We start from the raw sequence: 24,983 nt of genomic DNA, 5'->3' as shown, positions 1-24,983 counted from the left end.
ATGTCCAGGAAGCATCCCATCATCTCTATCACCGGCTCCTCCGGCGCCGGCACCACCTCGGTCAAGAAGACGTTCGAGCAGATTTTCTTCCGCGAGAAAGTCAACGCGGCCTACATCGAGGGTGACGCCTTCCATCGCTACGACCGCGTCGAGATGCGCGCGCAGATGGCGAAGGAGGCCGATCGCGGCAACAAGCACTTCAGCCATTTCAGCCCCGAGACCAACCTGTTCGAGGAGCTGGAGCGCGCGTTCCGCGATTATGGTGAGACCGGCACCGCGACGACACGGCACTACGTGCATGACGCCGAGGAGTCCGCGCTGCATGGCACGGCGCCCGGCACCTTCACCGATTGGAAGCGGCTGCCGGAGAATTCGGACCTGCTGTTCTACGAGGGACTGCACGGCGCCGTCGTCACCGACAAGGTCAATGTCGCGCGCTATGCCGACCTCAAGATCGGCGTCGTGCCGGTCATCAATCTCGAATGGATCCAGAAGCTGCACCGCGATCGCAGTGCGCGGGGCTATTCGACCGAGGCGGTTACCGACACCATCCTGCGGCGTATGCCCGACTACATCCACTATATCTGCCCGCAATTCACCGAGACCGACATCAACTTCCAGCGCGTGCCGACGGTGGACACCTCCAATCCGTTCGTCGCGCGCTGGATCCCGACGCCGGACGAATCCATGGTGGTGATCCGCTTCAAGAATCCGCGCGGCATCGACTTCCCCTATCTGCTCTCGATGTTGCCGCAGAGCTGGATGTCCCGCGCGAACTCGATCGTGTGTCCCGGCGCGAAGCTCGATCTCGCCATGCAGTTGATCCTGACGCCGCTGATCATGCAGCTGATCGAGCGCAAGCGCAGCTTGAAGTGAACGAGGAGAGAATCCGATGAACATCTCGGTTCATGCCGAAGCCGACCTCACGGCGGTCGCGCACAATGATCTCGCCAACGCCGTCCGCTTCCTCGCGGTCGACGCCATCGAGACCTCGCAGTCGGGGCATCCCGGCCTTCCCATGGGCATGGCCGATGTCGCAACCGTGCTGTTCTCGCGCTTCCTGAAGTTCGACTCAGCGCACCCCAATTGGCCGGATCGCGACCGCTTCGTGCTGTCGGCGGGCCACGGCTCGATGCTGCTGTACGCGCTGCTGCATCTGACCGGCGGCGACGTCAGCCTCGACGACATCAAGGCCTTCCGGCAATGGGGCTCCAAGACGCCGGGGCATCCGGAATATGGCCACACGCCGGGCGTCGAGATGACGACGGGGCCGCTGGGGCAGGGAATCGCGACCGCGGTCGGCATGGCGCTCGCCGAGCGGATGGCCAATGCGCGGCATGGCGACGGTCTCGTCGATCACTTCACCTATGTGATCGCCGGTGACGGCTGCCTGATGGAGGGCCTCAGCCAGGAAGCGCTCTCGCTCGCCGGCCATCTCGGGCTCGGCCGCCTGATCGTGCTGTTCGACGACAATGGCATCTCCATCGACGGGCCGACCTCGCTGGCAACGTCCGACGACCAGCTCGCGCGTTTCGCGGCATCCGGCTGGTCGGTGCGCGGCATCGACGGACACGATCCCGAAGCGATCGCGCAGGCGATCGCGGAGGAGCGGGAGACGGCAAAACCGTCGCTGATCGCCTGCCGCACCGTCATCGGCTACGGCGCGCCCGATAGGCAGGGCACGGAGAAAGCCCATGGTGCGCCGCTCGGGAGCGAGCAAGCCGCGGCAGCGCGCCGGACGCTGGGTTGGGACTATCAGCCCTTCGTGGTGCCTGTCACGATCCAGAAGGCGTGGCGGATGATCGGGCAACGCGGCCAGGTCGATCGGCTCGCCTGGCTCGATCGCTATGAATGCGTGACACCCGAGCAGCGCGACATGTTCGTCGAAGGCAAGGCGGTTGCCCTGCCGGCCGCCTATGCGCTGGCCGCGGCGAAATTGCGCGAACGCTTTGCGTCCGAGCGTCCGAAGCTCGCGACACGGCAGGCTTCGCAACAGGTGCTCGACGGCATCGCCGGGACGATCGCCGGCCTGGTCGGCGGCTCCGCGGACCTGACGCATTCGAACCTCACGCACGCCAAGGTGCAAGTCCCCGTCAAGCGCGGGGCGTTCGCCGGCGACTACATCCATTACGGCATTCGCGAGCATGGCATGGCCGCCGCGATGAACGGCCTCGCGCTGCATGGCGGCTTCATCCCCTACGGCGGCACGTTCCTCGCGTTCTCCGATTACAGCCGGCCGGCGATCCGCCTTGCGGCCCTGATGCGGCTGCGCGTCATCCATGTGATGACCCACGATTCCATCGGGCTCGGCGAGGACGGCCCGACGCACCAGCCTGTCGAGCACCTTGCCGCGCTGCGCGTGATCCCGAACCTGCTGGTGTTCCGTCCCGCCGACGCGGTGGAGACTCTGGAAGCCTGGGACTGCGCGCTCAATTCCGAGAATCGTCCGTCCGTGCTGTGCCTGTCGCGTCAGGCGCTGCCGACCTTCCGCAGCGATGCGCGCGGCAAAAACCGCGTCTCACGCGGCGCCTATCTCGTCGTCTCGCCGGACGGCGGCCGCGACGTGACGCTGATCGCAACCGGCTCGGAAGTGTCGATTGCGATGGAAGCCGCCCGCCTGCTCGCGACCGAGCACATCCGCGCCGCCGTGGCGTCTGCGCCATGCTTGGCGTTGTTCGAGGAGCAGCCGGACGATTACCGCGCCAGCGTGCTCGGCACCGCGCCGCGCGTCGGAATCGAGGCGGCGGTGCAGGGCGACTGGTCGCGCTGGATCGGCTCCGACGGCGAGTTCGTCGGCATGCGTGGCTTCGGCGCCTCGGCGCCGGCGCCGGTGCTGTACCGCGAATTCGGCATCACACCGCAAAGCATTGCGGAAGCCGCCCGCCGGGCGATCGCCCGCAAGAGCCAATAAGGAGGACTTCTCGTGGCCCGTATCACACTTCGCCAACTGCTCGACCATGCCGCCTCTCATGGCTACGCGGTGCCGGCATTCAATATCAACAACATGGAGCAGGGCATCGCGATCATGCAGGCGGCGGCCGAGGTCGATGCGCCCGTGATCATCCAGGCCTCGCGCGGCGCGCGCAGCTACGCCGGCGATCTCATGCTCTCGCACATGATCGACGCCCTGGAGCGGACCTATCCCGACATCCCGCTCTGCATGCACCAGGACCACGGCAATGACGAGGCGACCTGCGCCTCCGCCATCGCCCATGGCTTCACCTCCGTCATGATGGACGGCTCGCTCAAGGCCGATGCCAAGACGGCGGCCGATTACGATTACAACGTCGCGATCACCCGCCGCGTCGTCGACCTCGCGCATTGGGTCGGCGCCTCCGTCGAAGGCGAGCTCGGCGTGCTCGGCTCGCTCGAGCACGGCGGCGGCGAGCAGGAGGATGGTCACGGCGTCGAGGGCACGGTCAGCCACGACCAGCTCCTGACCGATCCCGACCAGGCGGTGGACTTCGTCCGGGCCACCAAGGTCGATGCGCTCGCCATCGCGATGGGCACCTCGCACGGCGCCTACAAGTTCAGCCGCAAGCCTGATGGCGACATCCTGGCGATGCGGGTGGTCGAGGAGATCCATCGCCGGCTGCCGAATACGCACCTCGTCATGCACGGCTCCTCCTCGGTGCCGCAGCCGCTGCAGGACATGTTCAACCAGTTCGGCGGCGAGATGCCGCAGACCTGGGGTGTGCCGGTCGAGGAGATCGTGCGCGGCATCAAGAGCGGCGTGCGCAAGGTCAATATCGACACCGACTGCCGCCTCGCAATGACCGCGGTGTTCCGCAAGGTCGCGGCGCAAACGCGTTCCGAGTTCGACCCGCGCAAATTCCTCAAGCCGGCGATGGACGCGATGCGCGAACTCTGTCGCGACCGTTTCGAGCAGTTCGGCACCGCGGGCCATGCCAGCAAGATCAAGGTCATTCCCTTGAGCGAGATGGCGCGGCGCTATCGCGCCGGCGAGCTCGATCCGCGCGTCGATGCTCGCGAGCCCGTCGCGGCCTAGTCAATCGGAAACAACAGAGAAAACAGCAGGAGAGAGACATGAACGCACATACCGGCACGGTCCGCGGCAAAGAGCGCTATCGCTCGGGCGTCATGGAATACAAGCGCATGGGCTATTGGGAGCCCGACTACACACCAAAGGACACCGACGTCATCGCGCTGTTCCGTGTCACGCCGCAGGAGGGCGTCGATCCGATCGAGGCCTCGGCTGCGGTGGCCGGTGAATCCTCGACCGCGACCTGGACCGTGGTGTGGACCGATCGCCTCACGGCCGCCGAGAAGTATCGCGCGAAATGCTACCGCGTCGATCCGGTGCCGGGCACGCCGGGCTCGTATTTCGCCTACATCGCCTATGACCTCGACCTGTTCGAGCCGGGTTCGATCGCGAACCTCTCGGCCTCGATCATCGGCAACGTGTTCGGCTTCAAGCCGCTCAAGGCGCTGCGTCTGGAAGACATGCGCTTCCCCGTCGCCTATGTGAAGACCTTCCAGGGACCGGCGACCGGCATCGTGGTCGAGCGCGAGCGGCTCGACAAGTTCGGTCGGCCGCTGCTGGGCGCGACGGTGAAGCCGAAGCTCGGGCTTTCGGGCCGCAACTACGGCCGCGTGGTCTACGAGGCGCTGAAGGGCGGTCTCGACTTCACCAAGGACGACGAGAACATCAACTCGCAGCCCTTCATGCACTGGCGCGATCGCTTCCTCTATTGCATGGAGGCCGTGAACCGCGCGCAGGCGGCCTCCGGCGAAGTGAAGGGCACCTACCTGAACATCACCGCGGGCACGATGGAGGACATGTACGAGCGTGCCGAGTTCGCCAAGGAGCTCGGGTCGTGCATCGTCATGATCGACCTCGTGATCGGCTACACCGCGATCCAGTCGATGGCCAAATGGGCGCGGCGCAACGACATGATTTTGCATCTGCACCGCGCCGGTCACTCGACCTATACGCGGCAGAAGAGCCACGGCGTGTCGTTCCGCGTCATCGCCAAGTGGATGCGGCTCGCGGGTGTCGACCACATCCATGCCGGCACGGTGGTCGGCAAGCTGGAAGGCGATCCCAACACCACGCGCGGCTATTACGACGTCTGCCGCGAGGACTTCAACCCGACCAAGCTGGAGCATGGCCTGTTCTTCGACCAGAACTGGGCGAGCCTGAACAAGATGATGCCGGTCGCCTCCGGCGGCATCCATGCCGGCCAGATGCATCAGCTGCTCGATCTCCTCGGCGAAGACGTCGTGCTGCAGTTCGGCGGCGGCACCATCGGCCATCCCATGGGCATCGCGGCCGGCGCGATCGCCAACCGCGTGGCGCTGGAGGCTATGATCCTCGCCCGTAACGAGGGGCGCGACTACGTCCACGAGGGCCCGGAGATCCTGGCCAGGGCGGCCGAGACCTGCACGCCGCTGAAGGCGGCGCTCGAGGTCTGGAAGGACGTGACCTTCAACTATCAATCCACCGACACGCCGGACTTCGTGCCGACCGCGCTCGAAACCGTTTGAGGAGACGCAGCATGAAACTCACTCAGGGTTGCTTTTCGTTCCTGCCCGATCTCACTGACGACCAGATCTACAAGCAGGTGCAATATTGTCTTGGAAACGGTTGGGCGGTGAATATCGAGTTCACCGATGATCCCCATCCCCGCAATACCTATTGGGAGATGTGGGGCCTGCCGATGTTCGACCTTCAGGACGCCGCCGGCGTGATGATGGAGCTCGCGGAGTGCCGCAGGGTGTACGGTAACAGCTACATCCGCATCTGCGGCTTCGATTCCAGCCACGGCTGGGAATCGGTGCGGATCTCCTTCCTCGTCAATCGGCCGCCGCATGAGGCGGAGTTCGAGCTGGTGCGGCAGGAAGTCGGTGGCCGCGCGATCCGTTACACCACCGTGCGCCGGCCGGCCGCGCACGCGCCAACTTAAGTCATCCGCTCCGCGCGGAGCTCTCCCTGCTCCGCATCCTTGGCGGACCACTGCTTCGCCGCTCCCCCGCGGCGAAGCTCCTTTCTTCGAGGTACCGATGCTGGATGTTCCCCACGCAACGACGACTGAGCCCGGCGAGACCCAATTCGATCTCCGCAAGGAAGCCGAAGCGGCCGGGATCACCGACACGCTGCAGCAGCTCGAGCGGGAGCTGATCGGATTGAAGCCGGTGAAGAACCGCGTGCGCCAGATCGCCTCGCTGCTGCTGATCGAGCGCATCCGGCAGCGCGCGGGCCTGGCCTCCGCGCCGCCGACGCTGCACATGTCGTTCACCGGCAACCCCGGCACCGGCAAGACCACCGTGGCGCTGCGCATGGCCAAGATCCTGCACGGCCTCGGCTTCGTGCGGCGCGGACAGGTGATCTCGGTGACGCGCGACGATCTCGTCGGCCAGTATATCGGCCACACCGCGCCGAAGACCAAAGAGATCTTGAAGAAGGCGATGGGCGGCGTGCTGTTCATCGACGAGGCCTATTATCTGCATCGCCCCGACAACGAGCGCGACTACGGTCAGGAGGCCATCGAGATCCTGCTCCAGGTGATGGAGAACCAGCGCGAGGACCTCGTCGTGATCCTCGCCGGCTATGGCGAGCGCATGACGAGCTTCTTCGCCTCCAATCCCGGCTTCCGCTCGCGCATCGCCCACCACATCGAATTTCCGGACTATGCGGAAGACGAGCTGCTCGTCATCGCCGAGCTGATGCTGAAGGAGCGGGGCTATCGCCTCTCGGCGGCGGCACGTGAGGCGTTCGAGAAGTACATCGCGCTACGCCGTACCCAGCCGTTCTTCTCCAATGCGCGCTCGATCCGCAACGCCGTCGACCGTATCCGCTTGCGGCAGGCCGATCGGCTGGTGTCCGATCTCGATCGCATGCTCGACGTCGACGACCTCGAAACCATCGACCCCATGGACGTTCTGGCGAGCCGTGTCTTCAGCGGCGGCGCCGACGCGCGGAGTGCAAAGCCATGACCAGAGAGATCATCATCGCTCCCTCGATCCTGGCCGCGGATTTCGCGCGCCTCGGCGAGGAGATCGCGGCAATCGACACGGCCGGCGCCGACTGGATCCATTGCGACGTCATGGACGGCCACTTCGTGCCGAACATCAGTTTCGGCGCCGATGTCATCAAGGCGATCCGGCCGATGACGAAGAAGATCTTCGACGTGCATCTCATGATTGCGCCTGTCGATCCCTATCTCGAGGCGTTCGCGAAGGCGGGGGCCGACGTCATCACGGTTCATGCCGAAGCCGGCCCGCATCTCGACCGTTCGCTTCAAGCCATCCGCGCGCTCGGCAAGAAAGCCGGTGTCAGCCTGTGTCCCGCCACGCCCGAGAGCGCGATCGCCTATGTGCTCGACCGCATCGATCTCGTGCTGGTGATGACGGTCAATCCGGGATTCGGCGGTCAGTCGTTCCTCGAATCCCAGCTTCCGAAAATCGAGCGGATCAAAGCCATGATCGGCGACCGGCCGATCCGGCTCGAGGTCGACGGCGGTGTCACGCGTGACAATGCCGCTGCCGTGGCCGCCGCGGGCGCCGATACGCTGGTGGCGGGTTCCGCGGTGTTTCGCGGCAAGAGCGATGCGGAGTATGCCGCAAATATCGAGGCCATTCGCGTCGCCGCCGAGACCGGCCGGGTTCCAAAGCTGCGGGATCATGCCGTGCAGCCGATGCGCCTCGGGGAAAGCGCGCGCACCCGGTAGATTACGGGCGGCATCACAAGGCTGATTGCGCCAAGGTAGCGAAGGTCTCAAGGCCCGGATTGTTCCCGGGATCTTACGGAGAATCCAGCGCGACTCGGCGATGATTTTCATGCCGGGGTAACCAACGGTGTCGAAGTACATGCGCGGTTAACGGCGACGCAATGCGCCGCTCCACAATCTGTGGTTCAAGAGCTGCAGAGAGCGTGGGATGCACATTCAATATCGTCACTGGAATGCTGCCCATGGCTGGCGCGGAGCGGATGCCCTGCGCGAGCCTCCTCAGCTCGTGCTCTATTTCGGCAGCCGCGAGCAACTGGTGGATGGCCAACGCTATCGCGAGCTGCGCGGCCTTTATCCCGACAGCCATATCGTCGGCTGCAGCACCGGCGGACAAATTCATGGCGACGACATCTGCGATGACGCAGTCATCGCTGTCGCCTTGCGTTTCGCCCATACGCAAGTGCGGTTGGTGCAGGAGCTCGTCGAAACCCGCGATGCGTCGCGGGCCTGCGGCGCGCGCCTTGCCCGCCAGGTGCTGGAGGCGGATCTGGCCGGTCTGTTTGTCCTGTCCGACGGATTGGCGGTGAACGGCGGCGAACTGCTTGCCGGAATCACCGAGGTTCTGGGACCGGATTTGCCCGTCACGGGCGGACTCGCCGGCGACGGCACCCGATTTGAACAGACGCTCGTCGGGGCCGACGCCGAGCCGACGCCGAACCGCGTCGCCGCGATCGCATTCTACGGCGCCTCGTTCCGTTTCGCGCATGGCTGTGCCGGCGGCTGGGATGTGTTCGGCCCGCGCCGCAGGGTGACGAAGTCGGAAGGATCCGTGGTCGTGGAACTCGACGGCGAGCCGCCGCTGGACCTCTACACCCGCTATCTCGGCGAAGAAGAGGCCGAAGCGATGCCGGGTTCGGGGCTGGCATTCCCCTTGGGCATTCACGACGAGGCCGAGCCGGACCGGCAGATCGTACGCTCGGTGTTCGCGGTGGACCGCAATGCCCGCACCCTGACGTTCGCCGCCGACATTCCGGAAGGATGCACCGCGCAATTGATGCGGGCCAATTTCGACAGTCTTGCCGCCGGTGCCGGCGAAGCCGGTCGGCAGGCGCGTAGCGCACTCGCGGAGGGCGTTGACGGCGACAAGCTTGCGATCCTGGTGAGCTGTACCGGCCGCCGCAGGGTGATGGGGCAGCGCACGCAGGACGAGCTGGATGCCGTCGCCACCGAGCTCGGCGAGGACGTCGTCCGGATCGGATTCTACTCCTACGGCGAGATCGCTCCGCCGGCCGGGTCCGGTCGCTGCGAGCTGCACAACCAGACCATGACCGTCACCGTCATCGCGGAGGCGGCGGCTTGACCATGCACCGGCTGCTCGCGAGACAGATTCGTCAGTCGACGGACGAGTCCGGACAGGTCGACCTGACCAAGCTCTGCGAGCTCGTCGGTGCGGCCTACGAGGAGGGCGATCGCGATCGCCGTCGCACCGACCGTGCGATCAGGCTGATGATCGAGGAACTCGAACAGACGCACAAGCGCGCCGAACAGGATCTGCGGCGGGCGCGTGAATTCCTCGACTGTATCATCGAGAACATCCCGATCGCGGTGTTCGCCAAGGATGCGAAGGATTCCCGCTACGTCCTGCTCAACCGCGCCGGCGAAGAGTATTACGGAATGCCGCGCGAGGCGATGCTGGGCAAGACTCCGCAACAGATCTTCCCGGACCATATCGCCCGCGTCGTGAACGAGCAGGATCGCCGCGTCGTCGACAGCGGCGGGCCGATGTTCCTGGAGGGGCATCTGCTCGAAGTCGGCGTGAAGGGCCGCGATCGTCTCGTCAATTCGCGCAAGCTGCTAGTCAGGGATGGCAGCGGTGCTCCGCAATACCTGGTCGGCGTGATCGAGGACGTCACCGAGAGGATTACGAACGAGGCGCGGATCAGCCATCTTGCGCATCATGATGCGTTGACCGACCTGCCGAACCGCAGCGCCTTCAACGCCGTGCTCGGCGAACGGTTGGAGCGGGCGCAGGAGGCGGCGACCAGTTTTGCCGTGCTCAGCCTCGATCTCGACCGCTTCAAGGAAGTCAACGACGTGTTCGGCCATCCTGTCGGCGATTTGCTGATGCGGGCGGCGGCGGACCGGCTTGCCGAGGAGGCCGACGGCGCCTTCGTCGCCCGTATCGGCGGCGACGAGTTCATGATCCTGATGCCCGACGACATCAGCCGCGATGACGTTCTGGCGCTCGCCGAACGCCTGGTCGAGACCATCGGCCAGGAGCTGGAGGTCGACGACTATCTCTCCCATGTCGGCCTCAGCGTCGGCATCGCGTTTTATCCGGACGACGGCGTGAATGCCGCCACGCTGCTCGCCAACGCCGACTCGGCGCTCTATCGCGCCAAGCGCGAGGGCAGGGGCCGGGTGCGCTTCTTCGAATCCGAGATGGACCAGGAGCTGCGCGACCGCAGGCTGTTGCAGCACGATCTGCGACAGGCGCTGGAGCAGAACCAGTTCCTGGTCTACTTCCAGCCGCAGGCGCGGGTGGATGGCGAGGTCATCGGCTTCGAGGCTCTGCTGCGCTGGAACCATCCGACGCGCGGCTTCGTGCCGCCGGACCAGTTCATTCCGCTCGCCGAGGAGAACGGGCTGATCGTCCAGATCGGCGAATGGGTCTTGCGCGAAGCGTGCCGTGAGGCGGCATCCTGGCCGCGGCCGCTGCAGGTCGCCGTCAATCTGTCACCGGTCCAGTTCCAGGCCGGCGATCTCGAACGTTCGATCCACCAGATCCTGCTGGAGACGGGGCTTACGCCGACGCGGCTCGAGGTCGAGATCACAGAGGGCGTGCTGATCGGCGATTTCACCCGCGCACTCAATCTGCTGCGGCGGCTGAAGGCGCTCGGCATCCGCATCGCGATGGACGATTTCGGCACCGGCTATTCCTCGCTGTCCTATCTCCAGTCGTTCCCGTTCGACAAGATCAAGATCGATCGCAGCTTCATCTCCAATCTCGAGGCGACGCCGCAATCGGCCGAGATTGTCCGCGCGGTCCTGAGCCTCGCGCACGCCCTGAATATCCCGGTCATTGCCGAGGGGGTGGAGACGGAAGCGCAGCGTGCCTTCCTGGCGCGGGAGGCCTGCGAGGAGATGCAGGGCTATCTGGTCGGCCGGCCCAACCTGATCGAGCGCTATCTCGACCTGGTCGGCGTGACCGTGGAGCGCCGGCTCTCCGCCTAGCGCTTGGCTCCGGTGGTGGGTTACCGAGTGCCCGTCTCACCGACGTTTGGAACCTCGGCCCGGATACGCGCTTCCCAAGAACGAGCCGAAGCCGGGCGCGCGACCGGCGCAGCAAATCTTTTGCACAACCGCCATCGGCCTGACGCAAATCGGGGCAATAAGCCTTGTGAATGCGAGGGAGGGTCTCATGGAGAACGTACGTCGCTACCGGGCGCTGGCGTCCCTCTGTCGTCAGCAGGCGGCCTACCGGCCGCTTCAGAACTGGGAACTCCTCGGCCAGGCCGAACATTTCGAATATCTCGCCGAGGTCGAGCTCAAGGCACATTTCGACGCGTGCAATGTGCAACACGACGAGGGCGCCGCAGCGCCCGCGACGTGGGAGACCCCGGTCGCGGCGTGACGGCGCCGGGGCCGGCCCGGCTCAATGCGACATCAGCGTCGGCACCGTCATGGCCTGCAGCATGGCGCGGGTGACGCCGCCGAGAACGCGCTCCTGCAACCGCGAATGGCCGTAGCCGCCCATCACCAGGAGATCGAGGCCTTCGTCCGCCGCCAGCGACAGGATGGTCGGCTGGATGTCGGCGCGCGTCGCCGACAGGCCGACCGTGCGGGTCGACAGTCCGCGCCGGCCGAGATGTCTTGCCAGACCGTTCGCTGACGCTTCGTCCGAGACCGCGTCGGCCTCGTTGATGGTGATGATCACGATCTCGTCGGCGCGGGCCAGGAACGGTGCGGCGTCGTGCACGGCGCGGGCTGCGAGGCGGCTGCCGTCCCAGCAGATGCCGATCCGCGCCGCCTTGAACGCTCCATGGAAGGTGTAGGGCAGGAACAGCACCGGGCCGCCCGCCTGGAACAGGATCTCGCGCGGCACGTCGTTGTCGAATGAGCCCTGCGCCGGATCAGGCTGGAGCACGACGCTGAGGTCGTGCAACCGCGCCATCTCGCCGAGCGAGCCGGCTGCATCCACCGGGATCGCGCCGAGCGCGCGGCAGCCGTAGGAGATGCCGGCGTTCGCCGCTTCGATGCCAAACACGGCGAGCGCGGCCTCGGCCCGCTCTACCGCGCGCTCGCGTTCCAGTTCGAACACGGCCGCGACCGCAGCGCCGCCCTCCATCACGTAGGCCGCACTGGTTGCGACATAGCCGATCGCGACTGCGTCGAGATGGGCGTTGAACTGCGCCGCGAGCGAAATCGAGCCTTCGATCGCGCAGCGCATGGGGCGTTCGGTGGGGATGTGGACGAGAATGTCTTTGTACATGGCGCGCCTCCGATGAACATCATCCGGTGGCCGCAGTTTTTCACCGCCCGAAGGACCCGCGTTGAGCTGCATCAAATGCGCAGGGACGATTTTCCCGCGAGGCCCGCGCGCATTCTTTGCCAAGATTTAATCGGATGGACGGGACGTCGTAAGGTGACGATGGCCATGTTGGAGGCAAGGCGACACCTTATCCAACATGGACATTTCGACATGAACGATCGCGTCAATTCCGACACCACGTCCCGCAAGATCCTGAGGCCGCGCCGGCTTGCGCTGCTCGGCACCGTGGCCGCGCTCGGCGTGGCCGTGCTGGCGGCTGCTCCCGGCTCTTCGCCGTTCGGTCCGAACTCCTTCATTGCCCCGGCCCAGGCCGCCGAATCCGCCGCGACGCCGCCGGGCTTTGGTGACCTCGTCAGAAAGGTCAAACCCGCCGTCATCTCGGTGCGGGTCAAGATCGACCAGGACAACGACAAGAGCGCGATGCTGCAGCAGAACCGGATGGATCAGGACGAGGACACCCCGTTCGACCAGTTCTCGCGGCAGTTCGGCTTCCGTGGCCCGGGCGGCATGAACGGCATGCCGCGCCAGCGCCATCAGATGATCACGGGCGAAGGCTCCGGCTTCTTCATCTCCGCCGACGGCTATGCCGTGACCAACAACCACGTCGTCGACCACGCCGAGTCGGTGCAGGTGACCATGGATGACGGCACGAGCTACACCGCCAAGGTCGTCGGCACCGATCCGAAGACCGATCTCGCGCTCATCAAGGTCGATGGCAAGAAGGACTTTCCGTTCGTCAAATTCTCCGACCAGAAGCCGCGCATCGGCGACTGGGTGGTTGCGGTCGGCAATCCCTTCGGCCTTGGCGGCACCGTGACCGCCGGCATCGTCTCGGCCAGTGGCCGCGACATCGGCAACGGCCCCTATGACGACTTCATCCAGATCGATGCGCCCATTAACAAGGGCAATTCCGGCGGCCCGGCCTTCGACATGAACGGCAACGTGATCGGCGTGAACACTGCGATCTTCTCGCCGTCCGGCGGTTCGGTCGGCATCGGCTTCGACATTCCGGCCTCGACTGCAAAGCTCGTCGTCGCGCAGCTGAAGGACAAGGGCGCGGTGACCCGTGGCTGGCTCGGCGTGCAAGTGCAGCCGGTCACCGCCGAGATTGCCGACAGCCTCGGGCTGAAGGAGGCGCGCGGTGCGATCGTCGACAGTCCGCAGGATGGCAGCCCGGCGGCCAAGGCCGGCGTCGAGGCGGGTGACGTCATCACCGCCGTCAACGGCACCGCGATCAAGGACTCCCGCGACCTCGCCCGCACCATCGCCACCCTGGCACCGGGCACGTCCGTGAAGCTCGATGTCTTCCACAAGGGCGACGGCAAAACGGTGACGCTGGCGCTCGGCGAGCTGCCGAACCAGCGGCAGGCCCAGGGAGACGGCAAGGCCGGCGAGGGCAAGGCGCAGCCGAACGCCGACACGCCGCGTCTCGGGCTCGGCCTGGCTCCGGCCGGTGAGGTCCAGGGTGCTGGCCAGAAGGGCGTTGTCGTCACCGAAGTCGATCCGCAAGGGCCGGCGGCGCAGCGCGGCATCCAAACCGGCGACGTCATCCTCAATGTCGGCGGCAAGGCCGTCGCCAATGTCGGCGACGTTCGCTCGGAGTTGGCGCAGGCCAAATCGTCCGGCAAGCGCAGCGTGTTGTTGCAGGTCAGAAGCGCGCAGGCGACCCGCTTCGTCGCGGTACCACTCGCCTGAGGCGAACGTCGATCGGCATAGATCAAGAAAGGCGGCCCTCGAGGCCGCCTTTTTCGTTTGCCTTCAGGACTCCCGGGAGGCGATCGATAACATTCTCGTCAACGGCAGCGACGATGACGCGGTTCGTCCGAAAAAGCCGTGTTCGCTCATCAAAGTTCCGAGTCGTGCAGATCGCCGGCGGCTACGTTGCCGCCGGGACGGGTTGCAAGCGTGGAACTTCGAACTTGCCGCCGCTTTGTGGAACTGGCCGCTGGTTCGCATTTGATCGGTGCCGACATGGATCGATTGAAGCTCTCGCTGAGGAGGGCGCTGCTGGTGGCGCCATTCGTGCTGTCGGCCGGAAACGCTCTCGGGCGGGACGATGGCCGCTACGCGGACTCACCCCTGAAGCCATGGTTCGACAGCCTGCGCAGCCACCTTGGTCCGTGCTGCTCGGATGCGGATGGTTTTGCCGTCGCCGATCCCGACTGGGAGTCGCATAACGGGCATTATCGCGTGCGTCTCGACGGCGAGTGGATCGAGGTGCCGGACGAAGCCGTCATCACCGAGCCGAACCGCGCCGGCCGCACCATGGTGTGGCCGGTCAAGACCGCGTTCGGCGTTTCGATCCGCTGCTTCATGCCGGGCAGCATGATCTGAGAGACAGATCAGCGTCAACGCTTGCTGGATTTGCGCTTCGACGATGTCTTGGTCGTCTTCTTCTTGGTCGTCCTCTTCTTGGACGTCTTCTTGGAGGTCTTCTTGGCAGCCTTCTTGGGGACCTTCTTGCCCTTCTTGCGTGCCTTCGACAGTCCGATCGCGATCGCCTGCTTGCGGCTCTTCACGCGTCCGCCGCGGCCTTTGCGACCGCTCTTTGCGGTGCCCTTCTTGTAGCGGCGCATCTCGCTCTCGACATCGCTGCCGGCGCTGCGTGAGTAGCGGCGCTTCTTTGCCTTGCGTGCCATGCATGTTCTCCCTTGGCCGGGGAGAACCTTTCGACCCGGGCATGGTTCCGAAGGACGCGCACAGCGTTCCAGACGCAGCCTAGAAGGAATTCGCCAGCTCGATCTCGGCTTCCAGCACCTGGATGCGCCGTGCCGCCTCGCTGAAGGACAGATCGCGCGCATATTGCGCGGGCTGATACGCTTCTTCACTCAGCCGTTTCAGCCTGAGCCCCTGCGTCCGGGTCATCTGCTCGGTGAGGAAAACCCTGGCGTCGTATTTGCCCTGAACCTGCATGCCGCTTCTCCGTCCTGAAATCGTGACTTGACTATATGTTCTTATTTTGTTCTAACAAGCCATGGACAACAGAATTAATGAAATTCGACGTAAAATCAGCGCCTTGAGGCTCGAAATGACCGGCGTCGAGGCCTCCGTGCGCGATCTCATCAACGGCGACCGCGATTGCGTCCAGCAGGCCCTGGCGCAGATGGATTTGCGCCGGAAGGTCAACCTGCTGATCGGCGAATGGAAGGTTGCCGGCGGCGGCGACGTCCTGCCTGACGTTCGCGACCGGGGGCGCCTTCGTCTCGTGAAGACAGAAGACAATCCCGAGCGCGCGAGCACGCGGCGCTGAAACCTTTTTGGGGGGCGCCGTGGAGGAAGACCCGGACACGTACCGGATCTTGAGGTTGCGCGCCGAGATTCTCGAATTGGGCTCTGCCATCCGGCAATTGCAGCGTGCGGGGCTCGATGATGCTGCGGCCCAACTTCTGATCGGACGCAAGCGGGCGCAACTCGAGCAACTCGTGAAGACGAAGGCCGCGGACCGCGGCCTTAACACCCCTGACATCCGACGCAGCTAAGCGTGCGCGCAAGCGACACGCTGGAGCTCGTCGATGCCGGATGCCGAGATGGTCTCGCTGTTGAGGACGGTTCTCGACGAGGTCTGCGCGGATGTTGCTCCGTCCGATACAGCGATACGGGAGCGCGTTGCCGCCAAGCTGCGCGAAGCCGCTCAAGCAGCGCCATGCTCCATCGAAGATTTGCGGCGCGCCGGCCGCATTGCGCTGACGCGCGCGCCGACGATGTGGCGCTAAAAGAACATGGTCCGGAAAAGCGCGCAGTGGTTTTCCGGAAGGAAACCCAAGGCGGATGACGACTCATCCCAACCGCATCGCGCTTTAAAGGAATTGCCGATCGAGCAAGGCAAAAGGCCCTGCGTCGCCGCGGGGCCTTATGTCATGTCGGCCTGAGCTCACTTGGTGTTGCTCATGCCCTTGCTGCTCTTGTTCGTCATGGTGCCGCCCTGGTCCGAGCCGGGACCAGAACCGCCCTGGCCGGAAGGATCCGCGCCCTTCGAGGCCTTGGTGTTGGCGCCGGTGGTCTGCGAGGACGACATCGATGATCCGTGTTTCGCCTTGTGCGACTTGGCCTGTGCGGCGAGTGGCGCGGCGGCGAGGCCGGTGGCCAACATTGCGGTGAGAACGAGCTTTGTCGTTGTCATGCGGGGGAACTCCCTGGGTTAAATTGACGCAGGCAGCCAACCGCTATTGTCCGAAGGAGTTCCTGACAAAACGCATCTGCCGCGTCGCACGCAGGCTTCAAGATTTCTTGTCCTCAACGATGATGAACACGGCCCCGGTGAGTGTCGCGCCGATCGCGAACGTCGTCACCAATGTGAGGGCGAAGACGATCGCGGCCTGGCTTCCGCCGTGATCGAGCAGGCTGGCGACGGCGGGATTGGACAGGATCAGCGTGAGGCTGAAGGCGAGGCCGAGGGCTGCGCCCATCATCGCATGCGTCATCAGCTTGATGAGGCCGGCGGGAGAGATCACGTCCGAAGACTTTTTTGCACGCATGGGAACTGCATCCCGAACTGGCATGCAAACGCGGGCTATATTCACCGGTTCCAAACGAATGAAGGAATTGTCATCACAGGCTTCATCCGACGTTCATGGCGGGGCTGCGAGGATGAGCGTCAGAAAAACGGGAACATTCGATATGGGTAAGGTTGTCTTTCTTTACCGCTCGCTGGCCTATCGCAACGCGGCTGCGGACATGCTGCGCAAGGCCCGCAAACTGCCGCGCGGCGCGGAGCGAAGTGCAGCCCGCCGGTACGCGAGGGCGCTACGCGATCTCGCTCAAACGGAAGCCTGGCTCGAAGGACGCCTCGCCGAGGAAGCGCGGCCGCCGCGGCAAACGAGGATGGCGGCGTCGGGCTAGCCTGAGGCGCGTTGTAATTCGGCGGAGCCGGGGGCGTCGAATTTTCCGGGTGTGGTCGTCGCCGTCTTGCGTGTCAGCGGCACCTCGAGGCGACACAACAGTCCTTCGGCTCGCCAATCGAATTGCGCCTGTCCACCGAGCTGGGACTCGACGCTCGCAAGCAGGCTCCGCGTGCCGAAGCCGCGAGATTTCGGGGTCATGACGAGTGGACCGCCGGATTCTTCCCAGCTCAGCGTCAGCAGCTGGTCCTCGACCTGCCAGCCGATCGTGAGCCGTCCCGACCTGGTCGAGAGTGCGCCATACTTGGCCGAGTTGGTGAAGAGCTCGTGCAACGCGAGCGCCAGCGTCTGAGCCGTCGCCGGCAGCAACTGGACCTTCGGACCCGCCAATACGATCTGGCCGCCGAGCGAATAGGGCGCAAGCTCCTCGTCGATCAGCCTGGAGAGCTCGGCGCCCTGCCAGCTCGACAGCGACAGGATGGTGTGCACGCGCGCCAGCGCATTGATGCGTCCCTCGACGGCGCTGACATAGGCCTTGACCTCGTCGGCACGGGTGAGGCGCACGATCGACTGGGCCAGTGCCAGCGCATTCTTGGCACGATGATCGACTTCCCGCGCCAGCAGGTTCTGCCGTTCCTCGGCTCGCTTGCGTTCGGTGATGTCCACGGTGACACCGCTCACGCGCACGACGCGACCGCTATCGTCGACGGTCGCGGCCGCCGTGCCGACGCACCAGCGCACCTCGCTGTCGGGCCGCACAATGCGGAACTCGGTCTCATAAGCCCGCGTGCCCTTGTTGAATTCGGCGATCGCCTTGCGCAACTGATCCACGTCGTCGGGATGCAACAGCGCCTGAACGTTGGCCGGATTGACCTCGAAGCTCTCCGGGCCGACGCCAAAGATGCGATATTGCCCCTCGTCCCACATCCAGTCGCCGCTGATCCAGTCCCAATCCCAGGAGCCCATCTTGCCGGCGGCGATGGCCATGCTGCGCCGCTGCTCGCTTTCGCGCAGCTTCGCGGTGGAGTTCTCCAGTTCCGCCGTGCGTGCGCGGACCCGATCCTCGAGCTCCTGGTTCAGCCGTTCCAGCTCGCGGGTCTTGCGGTAGAGCTCGGCAAACACCTTGATCTTGGCGCGCAGCACCTCCGGCACGACCGGTACCGGCACATAGTCGACCGCGCCCATCTCGTAGCCGCGCAACCGGTCGATGTCGCTGACTTGGATGGCGGAGATGAAGATCATCGCGGTCTTCTGGAAGCGCGGATGCTCGCGGATCATCGCAGCGAGCTCGAAGCCGTCGAGCTCGGGCATGCAGACGTCGACCAGGATCACCGCGATCTCGTTCTTGAGCAGCACCTCCAGCGCCTCGCGTCCAGACGAAGCGACCACGAGGTTCTCGCCGAGTTCCTTCAGGATCACCTCATAGGCGAGCAGCTTGGCCGGCTGGTCGTCGACGAGGAGGATGTTGACCTTTTCGTGGTCCATTCGCGGATCCAAACTCATCGGTGCAGCCACATGCGGATCGCAAGCAGCAATTGATCGGTGTTGACGGGTTTGGCGAGATAGTCGGACGCGCCGGCCTCCAGGCATTTTTCCCGGTCACCCTTCATCGCCTTGGCGGTCAGCGCGATGATCGGAAGGCGGGCGAAGGCCTGGTTTTCGCGGATGACGCCGATGGTCTGGTAGCCATCCATCTGCGGCATCATGATGTCCATCAGAACGATGGCGATCTCCGGATTGGATTCGACCAGGGTGACGGCTTCTCGGCCGGTCGTGGCCGTCAGCACCTTCATGCCGCGCCGTTCCAGCACGCTCGACAGCGCGAAGATGTTGCGGGCGTCGTCGTCGACAAGCAGTGCGGTCTTGCCGATCAGGTCCTCGTCGGAACTGTTCAGCTTCTCCAGCATGCGCTGCTTCTCGACCGGAAGTTCCGTGATCACGCGGTGCAGGAACAATGCGGTCTCGTCGAGCAGGCGCTCCGGCGATTCCACGCCCTTGACCACGATGCTGCGCGCCATGGTGTGGAGTTCCGCATCCTCCTCCGCCGAAAGCTCGCGGCCGGTGAAGACGACGACCGGAATGTTCGACAGCGCTTCGTCGTTGCGGATCTGGTCCAGCACCTCGAAGCCGCTCATGTCGGGCAGCCTGAGGTCGAGCACCACGCAGTCGCAGGGCGCCTCGCGCAGCGTCGAGAGCGCACCGGCGCCGGTGTCGGTGGTCACGATCTCGATGTCGTCGTGGTGCAGCAGCTCGCGGATCGAGAGCTGCTCGGCCTCGTTGTCCTCGACGATCAGGAGCCGCTTGCGCCGCGGCCGTGCATATTCCTTGATCTGCGTCAGCGCGGCCGAGACACCCTCGGTCGTCGTCGGCTTGTTGACGAACGAGAACGCGCCACGCGCCAGCGCATGCTGGCGGTCCTCGTCGAGCGTGATGATCTGCACGGGGATGTGGCGGGTCAGCGGATTGTGCTTGAGCTGGCTCAGCACGGTCCAGCCGAGCATATCGGGCAGGAACACGTCGAGCGAGACCGCTCTCGGCTGGTACTGCTTGGCAAGCTCCAGTGCCTCCGCACCGCGGGCGGCGACCAGAACCTTGAAGCCCTTGTCGCGCGCGAGATCGACCAGCACACGCGCGTAATGCGGGTCGTCCTCGACGATCAGGAGGATGCTGTCGCCAGGTTCGAGGTTGAGGCGGTCGTCGGGAAGCTGCTCGATGACGCGCTGCTGTTCCGGCGCGGCGGGCTGCAGCGCCGGCGGCTGATTGTGTTGCTGCGACGCAGGTGCGGCCCGCGGTGCGAGCGTCGGGCCGGAATATTTGAGCGGCAGATAGAGCGTGAACGAGGAGCCCTTGCCCGGCGAGCTGCGCAGATGAATTTCGCCGCCGAGCAGGCTTGCCAGTTCGCGGCTGATCGCAAGCCCAAGGCCGGTGCCGCCATATTTCCGGCTGGTGCCGGCATCGGCCTGCTGGAACGCCTCGAAGATCAGCTTCTGCTTTTCCACGGGAATGCCGATGCCGGTGTCGGACACTTCGAGCGCGATCACCGCTGGCGCGGAGTTCAGCACCGGATGATCCGTTCCCCAGCCGCCGACCGCGGCGGTGACATTCAGGCGCACCTCGCCTTCGGCGGTGAACTTGAAGGCGTTGGAGAGCAGGTTCTTCAGGACCTGTTGCAGGCGCTTGGAGTCGGTGACGATGCTGCGTGGGAGGTTCGGATCGACGTCGATCTTGAACGACAGATTGCGGTTGTCCGCCTCGTGCCGGAACGGCCGTCCGACAGTCTCCAGCAGGTTCGCAGTCAGGATTTCCTCGGCGTCCACCGTCACCGTGCCGGATTCGATCTTGGACAGATCCAGGATGTCACTGATGAGATTGAGCAGGTCGGTGCCGGCGCCGTGGATGGTGCGGGCGAACTCGACCTGCTTGGCCGAGAGGTTGCCGTCCGGATTGTCGGTGAGCTGCTGCCCCAGGATCAGGATCGAGTTCAGCGGCGTGCGCAGCTCGTGGCTCATATTGGCGAGGAATTCGGACTTGTACTTCGAGGTCAGCGCGAGCTCGGTCGCCTTTTCCTCCAGCGCGCGGCGGGCCTGCTCGATCTCCTGGTTCTTGCGCTCGACCTCGACGTTGCGCTCGGCGAGCTGCTGCGCCTTCTGCTCGAGCTGGTCGTTGGTCTGCTGCAATTCGCGCTGCTGGGTCTGGAGCTCGCCGGCAAGCTGCTGCGACTGCTTGAGCAGGCCTTCGGTCTGCATCGTCGCTTCGATCGAATTGAGCACGATGCCGATGGAGTCGGTGAGCTGCTCCAGGAACGTCATCTGCGAGGTCGTGAAGGAGACGAGCGAGGCGAGCTCGATCACGGCCTTGACCTGGCCCTCGAACAGCACCGGCAGCACGACGAGGTTCTTCGGCGCGACGCGGAACAGCGCCGAGTTGATCGGCACCACGTCGGACGGAATGTCCGCGACCACGCGCGGCCGCTTGTCGAGCGCGCACTGGCCGATCAGGCCGTCGCCGAACTGCAGCACGCGCTGATACGGATAGATGCCGTCGCTGGCGTAGGAGGCGAGCAGCAGGAGCTGCGGATTGTCCTCGCTCTCGATCTGATAGATCACGCCGGTATGGGCGTTCACCAGCGGCGACAATTCGGTGAGCAGCAGCCGGCCGACGGTGGTGAGGTCGCGCTGGCCCTGGAGCATGTTGGTGAATTTGGCGAGGTTGGTCTTCAGCCAGTCCTGCTCGGTGTTCACGTCCGTCGTGAGACGGAGATTCGTGATCATCGTGTTGATGTTGTCTTTCAGCTCGGCGACTTCGCCGCGGGCATCGACCTGGATCGACCGTGTCAGGTCGCCCTTGGTCACGGCGGTCGCGACTTCGGCGATCGCGCGCACCTGCGAGGTGAGGTTGGCCGCCAGGAGGTTCACGTTGCCGGTGAGGTCCTTCCAGGTGCCGGCCGCGCCCGGAACGTTGGCCTGACCGCCGAGCCGGCCTTCGACGCCGACCTCGCGGGCCACCGACGTCACCTGGTCGGCGAAAGTCGCGAGCGTCTCGGTCATGTTGTTGATGGTGTCGGCGAGCGCAGCGACCTCGCCCTTCGATTTCACGGTGAGGTTCTGCTTGAGGTCGCCATTGGCGACCGCGGTCACCACCTTGACGATGCCGCGCACCTGCTCGGTCAGGTTTGCCGCCATGAAGTTGACGGTATCGGTGAGATCCTTCCAGGTACCGGCGACACCGGGCACTTGCGCCTGGCCGCCGAGCTTGCCCTCGGTGCCGACCTCGCGCGCCACGCGCGTCACTTCGCCGGCGAAGGCGTTGAGCTGGTCCACCATGGTGTTGATGGTGTTCTTGAGCTCGAGGATTTCGCCCTTCACGTCGACGGTGATCTTGCGCGACAAGTCGCCGCGCGCGACCGCCGTGGTCACTTCGGCGATGTTGCGGACCTGAGTGGTGAGGTTCGCGGCCAAGAGGTTGACGTTGTCGGTCAGATCCTTCCAGGTGCCGCCGACGCCGGGGACGACGGCCTGACCGCCGAGCCGGCCTTCGGTGCCGACCTCGCGCGCGACGCGCGTCACTTCGGCGGCGAAGGAGCGCAGCTGCTCGACCATGGTGTTCAAGGTGTCCTTGAGCAGCAGGATCTCGCCGCGCACGTCCACCGTGATCTTCTTCGAGAGGTCGCCGCCGGCGATCGCGGTCGCGACCTCGGCGATGTTGCGGACCTGGGCCGTCAGGTTCGAGGCCATGAAGTTGACGTTGTCGGTGAGGTCCTTCCAGGTGCCGGCAACGCCCGGCACCTCGGCCTGGCCGCCGAGCTTGCCTTCGGTGCCGACCTCGCGCGCGACGCGCGTCACTTCGCCCGCAAAGCCGTTGAGCTGGTCCACCATGGTGTTGATGGTGTTCTTGAGCTCGAGGATTTCGCCCTTCACGTCGACGGTGATCTTGCGCGACAAGTCGCCGCGCGCGACGGCGGTGGTCACTTCGGCGATGTTGCGGACCTGAGCGGTGAGGTTGCCCGCCATCGAGTTCACGCTGTCGGTGAGATCCTTCCAGGTGCCGGCGACGCCCGGCACGTTGGCCTGACCGCCGAGGCGGCCTTCGGTGCCGACCTCGCGCGCCACACGCGTCACCTCGCCGGCGAAGCGGTTGAGCTGGTCGACCATCGTGTTCAGCGTGTCCTTGAGCTGCAGGATCTCGCCGCGCACGTCCACGGTGATCTTGCGCGACAGGTCGCCGCCCGCGATCGCGGTCGCGACCTCGGCGATGTTGCGGACCTGGGCGGTGAGGTTGCCCGCCATCGAGTTCACGCTGTCGGTCAAGTCCTTCCAGGTCCCGGCGACGCCGGGCACGCCGGCCTGGCCGCCGAGCTTGCCGTCGGTGCCGACCTCGCGCGCGACGCGCGTGACTTCGCCGGCGAAGGCGTTGAGCTGGTCGACCATGGTGTTGAGCGTTTCCTTCAGCTGAAGGATTTCGCCCGACACGTTCACCGTGATCTTCTTCGACAAATCGCCCTTGGCGACCGCGGTCGCGACCTCGGCGATGTTGCGGACCTGGCCGGTGAGGTTCGAGGCCATCGAGTTGACGCTGTCGGTGAGATCCTTCCAGGTGCCGCCGACGCCGCGCACGACGGCCTGGCCGCCGAGCTTGCCTTCGGTGCCGACCTCGCGGGCGACGCGCGTGACTTCGCCGGCGAAGGCGTTGAGCTGGTCCACCATGGTGTTGATGGTGTCCTTCAGCTCCAGGATCTCGCCGCGCACGTCCACCGTGATCTTCTTCGACAGGTCGCCGCCGGCAACGGCAGTGGTCACCTCGGCGATGTTGCGGACCTGGGCGGTCAGGTTCGACGCCATCGAGTTGACGCTCTCGGTGAGGTCCTTCCAGGTGCCGGCGACGCCGAGCACGTTGGCCTGGCCGCCGAGCCGGCCCTCGGTACCGACTTCGCGCGCCACGCGCGTCACTTCGCCGGCAAACGCGTTGAGCTGGTCGACCATGGTGTTGAGCGTCTCCTTCAGCTGAAGGATTTCGCCCGAGACGTTCACCGTGATCTTCTTCGAGAGGTCGCCGCTCGCGATGGCGGTGGCGACGTCGGCGATGTTGCGGACCTGCGCCGTCAGGTTCGAGGCCATGAAGTTGACGTTGTCGGTGAGGTCCTTCCAGGTGCCGGCGACGCCGGGCACCTGGGCCTGGCCGCCGAGCTTGCCCTCGGTGCCGACCTCGCGCGCCACGCGCGTCACTTCCGAGGCGAACGAGTTGAGCTGGTCCACCATGGTGTTGATGGTGTCCTTCAGCTCCAGGATCTCGCCGCGCACGTCCACCGTGATCTTGCGCGACAGGTCGCCGCGCGCCACGGCGGTGGTGACGTTGGCGATGTTGCGGACCTGTGCGGTCAGGTTGCCGCACATCGCGTTGACGGAGTCCGTCAGGTCCTTCCAGGTGCCGGCGACGCCGGGCACGATCGCCTGGCCGCCGAGCTTGCCGTCGGTGCCGACCTCGCGCGCCACGCGCGTCACTTCGGAGGCGAAGGAGCGGAGCTGGTCCACCATCGTGTTGATGGCTTCCTTGAGCTGAAGGATCTCGCCGCGGACGTCGACCGTGATCTTCTTGGAGAGGTCGCCGTTGGCGACCGCGATCGTCACCTCGGCGATGTTGCGAACCTGGTTGGTCAGGTTGTTCGCCATCGAGTTGACGCTCTCGGTGAGGTCCTTCCAGACGCCGGTCACTTCCGGCACCTGGGCCTGGCCGCCGAGCTTGCCCTCGGTGCCGACCTCGCGCGCCACGCGCGTCACCTCGGAGGTGAACACGCCGAGCTGCTTGATCATGGTGTTGACGATGGTCGCCGACTGCAGGAATTCGCCCCGGAGCGGACGGCCGTCGACGTCGAGCTTGACGGTCTGGAGCAGGTCGCCTTGCGCCACCGCCGCGACCGCACGCGTCACCTCGCGGGTCGGCCACAGCAGGTCGTCGATCAGCGTGTTGACGGAGCCTTCCATGTCGGCCCAGGAGCCGCTGGCGAGGCCGAACTTCACGCGCTGGCGCGTTTTGCCTTCGCGGCCGACCACCTGGCCGACCAGCTCGAGCTGCTGCGCCATGCGCTGGTTGGCGGCGATGATTTCATTAAAAGTGTCGGCGATCTTGCCGTCGATGCCGAGATAGTCGCCGCTCATGCGGACGGAGAAATCGCCGCTGCGCATGGCCTGCAGGGCGAGCAGCAATTCGGCCCGGGAATCCGGATCCGATACACCGTTGGGCTTTGGCTTTGGGACGCGACGACCGGACCGTGATGCAGATCCGGGATCGAGGTCGCTCATACTGATTCCCCCGCAGGTGTCGGCCGAATCCAAGGCCCGACGCGATTGGTCAACATAGAGCGTCAGCCAAATTCGAAATCAAGCGCCAACGTTGCGGCGCCAGCAA

23 protein-coding genes are annotated in these 24,983 nt (G+C 65.2%); 16 read left to right on the top strand and 7 right to left on the bottom strand.

Annotation, left to right across the window (positions count from 1 at the left end; all coding sequences use genetic code 11):
* The 10 genes from AABA86_RS22560 (at position 1) to AABA86_RS22515 (ending at position 11,325) form a co-directional block, all read left to right on the top strand.
* Positions 1 to 876 carry a phosphoribulokinase gene (locus AABA86_RS22560; protein ID WP_212247613.1) on the top strand — a complete coding sequence of 292 codons (876 nt, stop codon included), beginning with the start codon at positions 1 to 3 and terminating at the stop codon, positions 874 to 876.
* A 16-nt stretch (positions 877 to 892) separates the two neighbouring features.
* Positions 893 to 2,911 (top strand): transketolase, encoded by a 2,019-nt coding sequence (gene tkt, locus AABA86_RS22555; RefSeq protein ID WP_338308476.1) that lies wholly within the window; start codon positions 893 to 895, stop codon positions 2,909 to 2,911.
* A gap of 12 nt (positions 2,912 to 2,923) precedes the next feature.
* Positions 2,924 to 4,009, top strand: coding sequence for a class II fructose-bisphosphate aldolase (gene fba, locus AABA86_RS22550; RefSeq protein WP_028144066.1), 1,086 nt, complete (start codon positions 2,924 to 2,926; stop codon positions 4,007 to 4,009).
* A 38-nt stretch (positions 4,010 to 4,047) separates the two neighbouring features.
* On the top strand, positions 4,048 to 5,508 hold the full coding sequence (locus AABA86_RS22545; protein WP_028144065.1) for a form I ribulose bisphosphate carboxylase large subunit: 1,461 nt from the start codon (positions 4,048 to 4,050) through the stop codon (positions 5,506 to 5,508).
* 11 nt (positions 5,509 to 5,519) lie between these two features.
* The gene (locus AABA86_RS22540) at positions 5,520 to 5,927 is read left to right on the top strand and encodes a ribulose bisphosphate carboxylase small subunit (RefSeq protein WP_212247617.1); all 408 of its coding nucleotides are present in this window, start codon (positions 5,520 to 5,522) and stop codon (positions 5,925 to 5,927) included.
* Positions 5,928 to 6,024: 97 nt separating this feature from the next.
* Entirely contained in the window at positions 6,025 to 6,957 is a 933-nt protein-coding gene (gene cbbX / locus AABA86_RS22535; protein WP_212247619.1) for a CbbX protein, read from the top strand.
* Entirely contained in the window at positions 6,954 to 7,691 is a 738-nt protein-coding gene (gene rpe / locus AABA86_RS22530; protein ID WP_212247621.1) for a ribulose-phosphate 3-epimerase, read from the top strand. The genes cbbX and rpe overlap by 4 nt, the downstream gene beginning before the upstream one ends.
* A gap of 208 nt (positions 7,692 to 7,899) precedes the next feature.
* A complete protein-coding gene (locus tag AABA86_RS22525) occupies positions 7,900 to 9,051 on the top strand; it encodes an FIST signal transduction protein (RefSeq protein ID WP_246550157.1) in 1,152 nt (383 codons plus the stop codon).
* A gap of 2 nt (positions 9,052 to 9,053) precedes the next feature.
* Positions 9,054 to 10,925: a putative bifunctional diguanylate cyclase/phosphodiesterase gene (locus AABA86_RS22520; RefSeq protein ID WP_246550192.1), complete on the top strand. Its 1,872-nt coding sequence runs from the start codon at positions 9,054 to 9,056 to the stop codon at positions 10,923 to 10,925.
* 187 nt (positions 10,926 to 11,112) lie between these two features.
* Complete coding sequence (locus AABA86_RS22515) at positions 11,113 to 11,325, top strand: hypothetical protein (RefSeq protein WP_063203548.1); 213 nt, start codon at positions 11,113 to 11,115, stop codon at positions 11,323 to 11,325.
* 21 nt (positions 11,326 to 11,346) lie between these two features.
* Here the strand turns inward: AABA86_RS22515 and AABA86_RS22510 are convergent, their stop codons facing one another.
* Complete coding sequence (locus tag AABA86_RS22510) at positions 11,347 to 12,183, bottom strand: universal stress protein (protein ID WP_212247627.1); 837 nt, start codon at positions 12,181 to 12,183, stop codon at positions 11,347 to 11,349.
* A 210-nt stretch (positions 12,184 to 12,393) separates the two neighbouring features.
* Between AABA86_RS22510 and AABA86_RS22505 the strand changes: the two genes are divergently transcribed.
* Complete coding sequence (locus AABA86_RS22505; protein WP_338308475.1) at positions 12,394 to 13,938, top strand: Do family serine endopeptidase; 1,545 nt, start codon at positions 12,394 to 12,396, stop codon at positions 13,936 to 13,938.
* A gap of 276 nt (positions 13,939 to 14,214) precedes the next feature.
* On the top strand, positions 14,215 to 14,577 hold the full coding sequence (locus AABA86_RS22500; RefSeq protein WP_212247630.1) for a hypothetical protein: 363 nt from the start codon (positions 14,215 to 14,217) through the stop codon (positions 14,575 to 14,577).
* 14 nt (positions 14,578 to 14,591) lie between these two features.
* Here the strand turns inward: AABA86_RS22500 and AABA86_RS22495 are convergent, their stop codons facing one another.
* A complete protein-coding gene (locus tag AABA86_RS22495; protein ID WP_338308474.1) occupies positions 14,592 to 14,882 on the bottom strand; it encodes a DUF6496 domain-containing protein in 291 nt (96 codons plus the stop codon).
* 79 nt (positions 14,883 to 14,961) lie between these two features.
* The gene (locus AABA86_RS22490; protein ID WP_212247632.1) at positions 14,962 to 15,156 is read right to left on the bottom strand and encodes a DUF3072 domain-containing protein; all 195 of its coding nucleotides are present in this window, start codon (positions 15,154 to 15,156) and stop codon (positions 14,962 to 14,964) included.
* A 115-nt stretch (positions 15,157 to 15,271) separates the two neighbouring features.
* On the opposite strand from AABA86_RS22490, the gene AABA86_RS22485 reads away from it, so the two are divergent.
* Genes AABA86_RS22485 through AABA86_RS22475 form a run of 3 tightly spaced genes read left to right on the top strand, consistent with a single transcriptional unit; the run spans position 15,272 to position 15,956 of the window.
* A complete protein-coding gene (locus AABA86_RS22485) occupies positions 15,272 to 15,493 on the top strand; it encodes a hypothetical protein (protein ID WP_338308473.1) in 222 nt (73 codons plus the stop codon).
* A gap of 19 nt (positions 15,494 to 15,512) precedes the next feature.
* Positions 15,513 to 15,722: a hypothetical protein gene (locus AABA86_RS22480; protein WP_338308472.1), complete on the top strand. Its 210-nt coding sequence runs from the start codon at positions 15,513 to 15,515 to the stop codon at positions 15,720 to 15,722.
* Between the two features lie 33 nt (positions 15,723 to 15,755).
* Entirely contained in the window at positions 15,756 to 15,956 is a 201-nt protein-coding gene (locus AABA86_RS22475) for a hypothetical protein (RefSeq protein ID WP_338308471.1), read from the top strand.
* Positions 15,957 to 16,114: 158 nt separating this feature from the next.
* Here the strand turns inward: AABA86_RS22475 and AABA86_RS22470 are convergent, their stop codons facing one another.
* Positions 16,115 to 16,363: a hypothetical protein gene (locus tag AABA86_RS22470; protein WP_212247636.1), complete on the bottom strand. Its 249-nt coding sequence runs from the start codon at positions 16,361 to 16,363 to the stop codon at positions 16,115 to 16,117.
* A gap of 97 nt (positions 16,364 to 16,460) precedes the next feature.
* Entirely contained in the window at positions 16,461 to 16,718 is a 258-nt protein-coding gene (locus tag AABA86_RS22465) for a hypothetical protein (RefSeq protein ID WP_338308470.1), read from the bottom strand.
* A 142-nt stretch (positions 16,719 to 16,860) separates the two neighbouring features.
* On the opposite strand from AABA86_RS22465, the gene AABA86_RS22460 reads away from it, so the two are divergent.
* On the top strand, positions 16,861 to 17,082 hold the full coding sequence (locus AABA86_RS22460) for a hypothetical protein (RefSeq protein ID WP_028144049.1): 222 nt from the start codon (positions 16,861 to 16,863) through the stop codon (positions 17,080 to 17,082).
* On the opposite strand, the gene AABA86_RS22455 is transcribed toward AABA86_RS22460, so the two are convergent.
* Both AABA86_RS22455 and AABA86_RS22450 read right to left on the bottom strand, forming a co-directional pair.
* Positions 17,079 to 18,566 carry an HWE histidine kinase domain-containing protein gene (locus AABA86_RS22455; protein WP_338308469.1) on the bottom strand — a complete coding sequence of 496 codons (1,488 nt, stop codon included), beginning with the start codon at positions 18,564 to 18,566 and terminating at the stop codon, positions 17,079 to 17,081. The genes AABA86_RS22460 and AABA86_RS22455 overlap by 4 nt on opposite strands.
* Before the next feature lie 14 nt (positions 18,567 to 18,580).
* The gene (locus AABA86_RS22450) at positions 18,581 to 24,877 is read right to left on the bottom strand and encodes a HAMP domain-containing protein (RefSeq protein WP_212247641.1); all 6,297 of its coding nucleotides are present in this window, start codon (positions 24,875 to 24,877) and stop codon (positions 18,581 to 18,583) included.
* Between the last annotated feature and the right edge of the window lie 106 nt (positions 24,878 to 24,983).

The organism is Bradyrhizobium sp. TM233 (assembly GCF_036247965.1).
In the GTDB taxonomy this organism is placed as follows: domain Bacteria; phylum Pseudomonadota; class Alphaproteobacteria; order Rhizobiales; family Xanthobacteraceae; genus Bradyrhizobium; species Bradyrhizobium ottawaense.
This window is presented reverse-complemented; position numbering and strand designations above follow the sequence as displayed.